This window comes from Pseudochrobactrum sp. AO18b, assembly GCF_000409565.1.
Lineage (GTDB): Bacteria > Pseudomonadota > Alphaproteobacteria > Rhizobiales > Rhizobiaceae > Pseudochrobactrum > Pseudochrobactrum saccharolyticum.
The window spans coordinates 1-6,532 of the sequence record NZ_ANNO01000497.1; the positions used below are offsets into that span (position 1 = coordinate 1).

Sequence of the window (6,532 nt, forward strand, 5' to 3'; positions counted from 1 at the left end):
ACGCGCTTAACGATAACCGCGCAATAAAGGCTCGGGCCTGCTTCGCCATTTGGCAGTGGTTTACCCGGCATAGTACCGGCAACAACAACTGAGTAGGGTGGTACTTCGCCATAGAAGACTTCGCCGGTGGCGCGGTCGACGATTTTGGTGGATTTGCCGATATAGACACCCATACCAAGCACCGAACCTTCGCGGATGATGCAGCCTTCCACAACTTCCGAACGGGCGCCGATAAAGCAATTGTCTTCGATGATGGTTGGTTCAGCCTGCAATGGCTCAAGCACACCACCGATGCCGACACCGCCGGACAGATGGACATTCTTGCCGATCTGAGCGCAGGAGCCGACAGTTGCCCATGTATCAACCATCGTGCCTTCCCCGACATAAGCGCCGAGATTAACAAAAGACGGCATCAGAATGGCATTTGGTGCAATATAAGCGGAATGTCGTACAACGCAGTTTGGCACAGCGCGGAAACCGGCCTGTGTAAACTCGTCGGCAGACCAGCCGTCAAACTTGGAAGCGACTTTGTCCCACCAGACGGATGCGCCCGGGCCGCCTTTGATGATTTCCATCGGGTTGAGGCGGAAGGAAAGCAGAACTGCTTTTTTCAGCCACTGATTGACTGTCCAGTTACCGTCTGCCTGTTTTTCGGCAACGCGTACTTTACCCTGATCGAGCAGCAAGAGGGATTGTGCGACGGCATCACGGATTTCTCCGGTGGTTGATACCGAGACTGTGTCACGCTCATCAAAAGCTTTTGTGATAATTTTTTCGAGAGCGGACAGATCAGGCTGGGACATATTACTGCTCCTGAGGTGTTGAAACGGAATTAAATCGTATTTATTTCGTCATTCAGACGAAATGCCTGACGAAATATACAGATTACGGAATATTTTCGGCAAATGATTAGGCTATGCTCAAAGCATGGTCAATCTTGGCATTGCCGCTTTTGCACTATATGCCTCAGTATCTGATCTAAAAGTCGCCATGCCGGCCTGCAAAGGGCAATTTCTGGGCTTCCGGTACTCACGTACAATAGGTACGCTCCGTTCCGGTTCTCGAAATCACCCTTTTCGTCTCGGCCTGACGATTTTTGATTCAGACACTCAATATGGAAACACGAACAGTGGCTTGCTTTTTTATAATTGATGTCGCTGCCACAACAGGATGATATTGCATGAATCCGCTTGAGAAAGATGGCTGGACACCTTTCAGCAATTCCGGTGAAACTGTTAAGCGCGTCGCTGCGGTGCCGGATACACCGCAAACCCGTGCGCCTGCCTATAAGCTGGCATTCAGTGATGCGGAATTTATGACCAAGCGGGAACTACGCCCGATCCGCTTGCAGCTTGAGCTGCTGAAGCCGGAAATGATTATGGAAGAGCGCGGCATCAAGTCGACTGTCGTACTGTTCGGTGGCGCGCGTATTCCTGAGCCGGGCGGCGAGGCATGGGCTGCGAAAAATGAAGTTCAGAAAAAGAACCTTGAAGCTAATTCCGTCTATTATGAAGAAGCGCGTGAATTTGCCCGCCGCTGTTCGGAATATTCGGCTTCAACCTATTATCGCGAATTTGTGGTTGTGACCGGTGGCGGGCCGGGTGTGATGGAAGCGGGCAACCGTGGTGCCGCTGATATTGGTGCGCCGTCTATCGGTTTGAACATTGTGCTCCCGCATGAGCAGGCACCGAATGCCTATGTCACGCCGGAATTGTGCTTCAACTTCCACTATTTCGCATTGCGCAAGATGCATTTCCTGTTCCGTGCCAAGGCTTTTGCCGTCTTTCCGGGTGGTTTTGGTACCATGGATGAGCTGTTTGAGACGCTGACCCTGATGCAGACCGGCCGTATGGAGCGTGTGCCGCTGGTGCTGTTCGGCAAAGAGTTCTGGACGAAGGCGATCAATATTCCGTATCTCTCCGAGCAGGGCACAATTTCGCCGGAAGATCTGGAGCTGTTTCATTATGTGGATACGGCCGATGAGGCATGGAATGTCGTGAAAGATCACTACGATCTGTAAGTGCTGATAATGAGAAATTGAAACGCCGGTGTGCAAAAGCACCGGCGTTTTTTATTATCTGTCGTCGGGCTGTTTCGGCGGATGAATAACTGTCACCAGCACAACAGAGATAATCATCAGCAGATACCATGCACCGAGCTTGGACAGGGAGACCGGCACCCATTGATCATGCTGACCGGGATAGAGCCAGACGCGTGACCATGTGCCGATATTTTCGGCAATCCAGATGAACAGTGAAGTCAGGAAGAACGCCAGCAGCAACGGCATACGGTGGCGAAAACGGAACACGCGGTAATGCATGCTGGTACGCCAGAACATCAATGCGGTGACGGCGAAGAGCAGCCAGCGCATATCCGGCAGATAATGGTGGCTGAAGAAATTGATATAAATGCCGGTGGCGAGTGCAAAAGTCAGCGGTAATGGCGGATAGTTTGCCAGTCTGATGTCAAAAATCCGGTTGATCCGTGCCATATAGGAGCCGACTGCCGCATACATAAAGCCGGAAAACAGCGGCACGCCGCCGATACGGAACAGATTTTCTTCCGGATAAATCCACGACCCCATATGAGTTTTGAAGATTTCCATTGCCGTGCCGACAATATGGAAAATCAGGATGACCTTGGCTTCACGTAAGGTTTCCAAGCGGCACAACAGCATCAGCAACTGAATGGTGATGGCTGACAGAAACAGGAAATCATAGCGTGTGATCAGTTGCGGCAGGGCAGAACCGTCTGCCCAGAGATATTTGCTGAGAATAATCAGGCCAAGCATGGCGCCGCCGAACAGGCATGCCCATGCCTGTTTCAGCCCGAAAACCAGAAATTCAACCAGTGCGCCGGAGAGGCCATGCTGCGGCAACTGATCGAGCAACCGGTGCGCGGCTGCATCGATTACAGCTTCCAGTGAAGTGAAGCGGCGTTTGCTGTGTACGGGTTGATGCATTTACGGGTGTAGCGCAGTCAGAAACTCTGTCAGATTATCCGTGACAAAATCCACGCTGTCAGTAAAGGCGGGATCGCTTTCCCAAATCTCACTGAAATCCGGTTCAAAATTATTCGGCACAATCAGAACTGTGCGCATGCCGGTGGATTTTGGCACTGTGAGATTGCGCGCCAGATCTTCAAACATTGCTGCTTTTTGCGGATTGATACCGCATTGTTTGTAAAACAGCTCATAAGGTGCACGCTCCGGCTTCGGCACCAGCTGTGCGGCAACAATATCGAAAATATCATCGAAACGGTCGAGAATACCAAGCTGTGCTGCCGCATTTTCCGCATGTTTGCGGTCGCCATTGGTATAGATGAATTTGCGGCCGGGCAGGCGGGCAATGGCTTCACCCAGAAGCGGGTCAGGTTTCAGCCATGTGTAATCGATATCATGCACTTTGGCGAGAAAGTCGTCAGGGTCAATCTTGTGACATTCCATCAGCCCTTTCAGGGTGGTGCCATATTCCTGATAGAACCGCTTCTGAACCTTGCGCGCCTCATCGCGTGGCAGCTGCAACAGTTCTGAGACATAAGATGTCATCCGCACATCAATCTGCGAGAACAGATTAGTGTCGTGCGGGTAGAGCGTATTATCCATATCAAACACCCAGTCAGTGACATGGGCGAAGTGGCGCGGTTCAGGTAAATTGGTCATGCAGGTGTTATGCCACGAAGTTTTGTAAAGATCAGCCTTTATTTATCGTGACACTTAAGCGCTGAAGCGAGTGGCTTGTATTTAGCGGCGGGGCAGGGCAAACAGAGCCTGATATATTTCTACAAAACAGAAAAGCACTGCATAATCATGGAACTCTGGATACCGATTACAATTGCCGCTGCCTTTATGCAGAATGTGCGCACGACACTGCAAAAGAAACTGCAAGGCAAGCTCGGCACCAGAGGCGCCAGTTTTGTGCGTTTTGGCTATGGGTTTCCTGTTGCCATTCTTTATGTGCTGGGACTGCATTTCTTTGCGGGCTTTGCTTTGCCGCAACTTAACGGCGCATTCCTGTTCTGGAGTGTTGTCGGCGGGCTGGCACAGATCTTCGCCACTATCATGCTGGTTTATTTGTTTACCCTGCGCAACTTTGCAGTGGGCACGGCCTATTCCAAAACCGAGCCCGTGCAGGCGGCAATCTTTGGTCTGATCCTGCTGGGAGAACGCCTGACGACCGGTGCCGTTCTGGCAATTATTGTTGGTGTGCTGGGCGTAATGCTGATTTCAGTCGCACGTATGCCGCTGAGCTGGGGCAATTTGTTTAAAGCTCTGGTCAGCCGTACAGCTTTGATCGGTATTGCTTCGGGTGGTGTGTTCGGTATTTCCGCCGTGGCTTATCGCTCCGCAGCGCTTTCGCTGGATGGCCCGAACCCGATTATGCAGGCAGCGGTAACTTTGGCCTGTGTGACGACATTCCAGACGGTTTTCATGCTGGTCTGGATGCTGATTAAGGACAAGAATGAGATTGTTCTGGTGCTGAAATCATGGCGCTCATCATCGCTAGTTGGCCTGTCCAGCGTGGTGGGATCAATGGGCTGGTTTACGGCCATGGCCTTGCAGCAGGTGGCCTATGTGCGTGCGCTCGGGCAGATTGAGCTGATTTTTACTTTCATCTCGGCAGTGTTCATTTTTAAAGAGCGTATCAACCGTATGGAAGTAGCCGGATGTATCCTGATTGTTACCGGCATTCTGTTTTTGTTGTTATGGCAGTAAGAAAAAATCCCGCAATTGCGGGATTTTTTGATTAAAGCACGATAAGCGCGCATTGTGAGTTACGGCACGATAAGCGTGCCGGCACCGTGCTCCGTAAACAATTCCAGCAATACGGAATGCGGAGTTTTACCGTTGAGGATAACCACGCCTTCAACGCCACGGCGGATTGCATCAATACAGGTTTCCACTTTCGGGATCATGCCGCCGGAAATGGTGCCGTCTTCAATCAGCGCCAGCGCATCTGCAACCGACAATTCCTTGATCAGGTTTTTGTTCTTATCCAGAACGCCCGGTACATCGGTGAGAAACAGCAGACGTGTTGCGCTCAGCGCACCGGCAATTGCGCCGGCAAAGGTGTCTGCATTGATATTATAGGTATTGCCGTCACGACCCGGTGCAACCGGCGCAATCACCGGAATAACGGCGGAGCGTGCAAGCAGATCAAGCAATGTGCGGTCAACTTCTACCGGTTCCCCGACAAAGCCCAGATCAAGCACGCGCTCAATATTGGAATCCGGATCACGATAGGTCTTGTGTGCTTTTTCAGCGAAAACCATATTGCCGTCTTTGCCGCACAGGCCGATTGCCCATTCGCCTTCGGCATTAATCATCGCCACGATTTCTTTGTTGATTGAACCGGCGAGAACCATCTCAACCACTTCAACCGTCTTTTCATCGGTAACGCGCAAACCGCCTTCAAAGCGGGATTCAATGCCAAGCTTGCCAAGCATTGCAGCAATCTGCGGACCGCCGCCATGAACAACAATCGGGTTGATGCCGGATTGTTTGAGCAGCGCGATATCGCGGGCAAAGGCCTTGCCCAATGCTGCATCGCCCATGGCATGCCCGCCATATTTGACGACGACTGTTTTATTCTCATAGCGCTGCATGAAGGGCAGGGCGGCTGAGAGGAGTTGTGCTTGGATTTCAGGGCTTGTCGCGGTCATGGAGCACTCCACGGCATGAAGGGTTATGTGAGTGATAAAGAAACCACCTGGCGTGGTTCCTATTCCTTGGTCAGCAGGGCAATCGCAGCGCGCACTGCATCAAAGCCGATGGCTTTTTCGGAGGATGTGGCGAGAATCTGCGGGAAAGCGGCCGGACGGCGTGCAATCGCTTTCTGTGTTTCTGCCATCAGGCGCGGCACGCCTGCTTCCTTGATCTTGTCGATTTTTGTGAGAATGATCTGATAGGAGACAGCGGCTTTATCCAATAGATCCAGCACATCCGCATCATTCTTTTTAATGCCGTGACGGGCATCAATCAGCACATAAACACGTTTCAGTGTGGTGCGGCCGCGCAAATAATCGAAGACCAGACGTGTCCATGCATCGACCATGGATTTCGGCGCTTCAGCAAAACCGTAGCCTGGCATATCCACGAGTGCCAAAGGCGGCAGATCACCATTTTCACCGGAATAGCCATCCGGTACGAAATAGTTGAGCTCCTGCGTACGACCCGGCGTGTTGGATGTGCGTGCCAAGCCGTTCTGGCCGACAATCGCATTAATCAGCGAGGATTTGCCGACATTGGAGCGACCGGCGAAAGCGATTTCAACAGGGCCTTCCGGCGGGAGAAATTTCATTGACGGCACGCCGCGGATAAAAATCCATCGCTTGTTGAAGAGAGCCTTCCCCTCGGCAACAAGTGCTGCATATTTCTCTGCTTCTTTTGCGACGGCCAGTTCTGCTTCGGTCACTCAATTCTTCCTGTGGCTTATATCCGTGTCATTGTAACATAACACTGTTCTTTATGGCATTGAGCTTTCAGTGGCTTTTGTCAACCGTCAATGCGCTTCAGATATAAAAAAGCCCCCCC

7 protein-coding genes are annotated in these 6,532 nt (G+C 51.7%); 2 read left to right on the forward strand and 5 right to left on the reverse strand.

Annotation, left to right across the window (positions count from 1 at the left end):
• Positions 1-803, reverse strand: an 803-nt coding sequence (gene dapD / locus A918_RS0118450) for a 2,3,4,5-tetrahydropyridine-2,6-dicarboxylate N-succinyltransferase (RefSeq protein WP_022712478.1), incomplete at its 3' end; no start/stop codon positions are given.
• A 377-nt stretch (positions 804-1,180) separates the two neighbouring features.
• Here dapD and A918_RS0118455 point away from each other — a divergent pair.
• Complete coding sequence (locus tag A918_RS0118455; protein WP_022712479.1) at positions 1,181-2,020, forward strand: LOG family protein; 840 nt, start codon at positions 1,181-1,183, stop codon at positions 2,018-2,020.
• A 54-nt stretch (positions 2,021-2,074) separates the two neighbouring features.
• On the opposite strand, the gene A918_RS0118460 is transcribed toward A918_RS0118455, so the two are convergent.
• Together A918_RS0118460 and A918_RS0118465 are read right to left on the reverse strand one after the other, a co-directional pair.
• Positions 2,075-2,962, reverse strand: coding sequence for a DUF817 domain-containing protein (locus A918_RS0118460; RefSeq protein WP_022712480.1), 888 nt, complete (start codon positions 2,960-2,962; stop codon positions 2,075-2,077).
• Positions 2,963-3,661, reverse strand: coding sequence for a pyrimidine 5'-nucleotidase (locus A918_RS0118465; protein WP_022712481.1), 699 nt, complete (start codon positions 3,659-3,661; stop codon positions 2,963-2,965).
• Between the two features lie 147 nt (positions 3,662-3,808).
• Here A918_RS0118465 and A918_RS0118470 point away from each other — a divergent pair, with 147 nt between their 5' ends.
• On the forward strand, positions 3,809-4,714 hold the full coding sequence (locus tag A918_RS0118470; protein ID WP_022712482.1) for a DMT family transporter: 906 nt from the start codon (positions 3,809-3,811) through the stop codon (positions 4,712-4,714).
• Positions 4,715-4,773: 59 nt separating this feature from the next.
• On the opposite strand, the gene argB is transcribed toward A918_RS0118470, so the two are convergent.
• Together argB and yihA are read right to left on the reverse strand one after the other, a co-directional pair.
• A complete protein-coding gene (gene argB, locus A918_RS0118475; RefSeq protein WP_022712483.1) occupies positions 4,774-5,661 on the reverse strand; it encodes an acetylglutamate kinase in 888 nt (295 codons plus the stop codon).
• Between the two features lie 59 nt (positions 5,662-5,720).
• On the reverse strand, positions 5,721-6,413 hold the full coding sequence (gene yihA / locus A918_RS21055) for a ribosome biogenesis GTP-binding protein YihA/YsxC (RefSeq protein WP_022712484.1): 693 nt from the start codon (positions 6,411-6,413) through the stop codon (positions 5,721-5,723).
• Positions 6,414-6,532: the final 119 nt, after the last annotated feature.

Coding starts and splice junctions, on each gene's coding strand:
- A918_RS0118455 (WP_022712479.1), top strand. CDS start 1,181: ATGAATCCGCTTGAGAAAGATGGCTGGACACCTTTCAGCAATTCCGGT.
- A918_RS0118460 (WP_022712480.1), bottom strand. CDS start 2,962: ATGCATCAACCCGTACACAGCAAACGCCGCTTCACTTCACTGGAAGCT.
- A918_RS0118465 (WP_022712481.1), bottom strand. CDS start 3,661: ATGACCAATTTACCTGAACCGCGCCACTTCGCCCATGTCACTGACTGG.
- A918_RS0118470 (WP_022712482.1), top strand. CDS start 3,809: ATGGAACTCTGGATACCGATTACAATTGCCGCTGCCTTTATGCAGAAT.
- argB (WP_022712483.1), bottom strand. CDS start 5,661: ATGACCGCGACAAGCCCTGAAATCCAAGCACAACTCCTCTCAGCCGCC.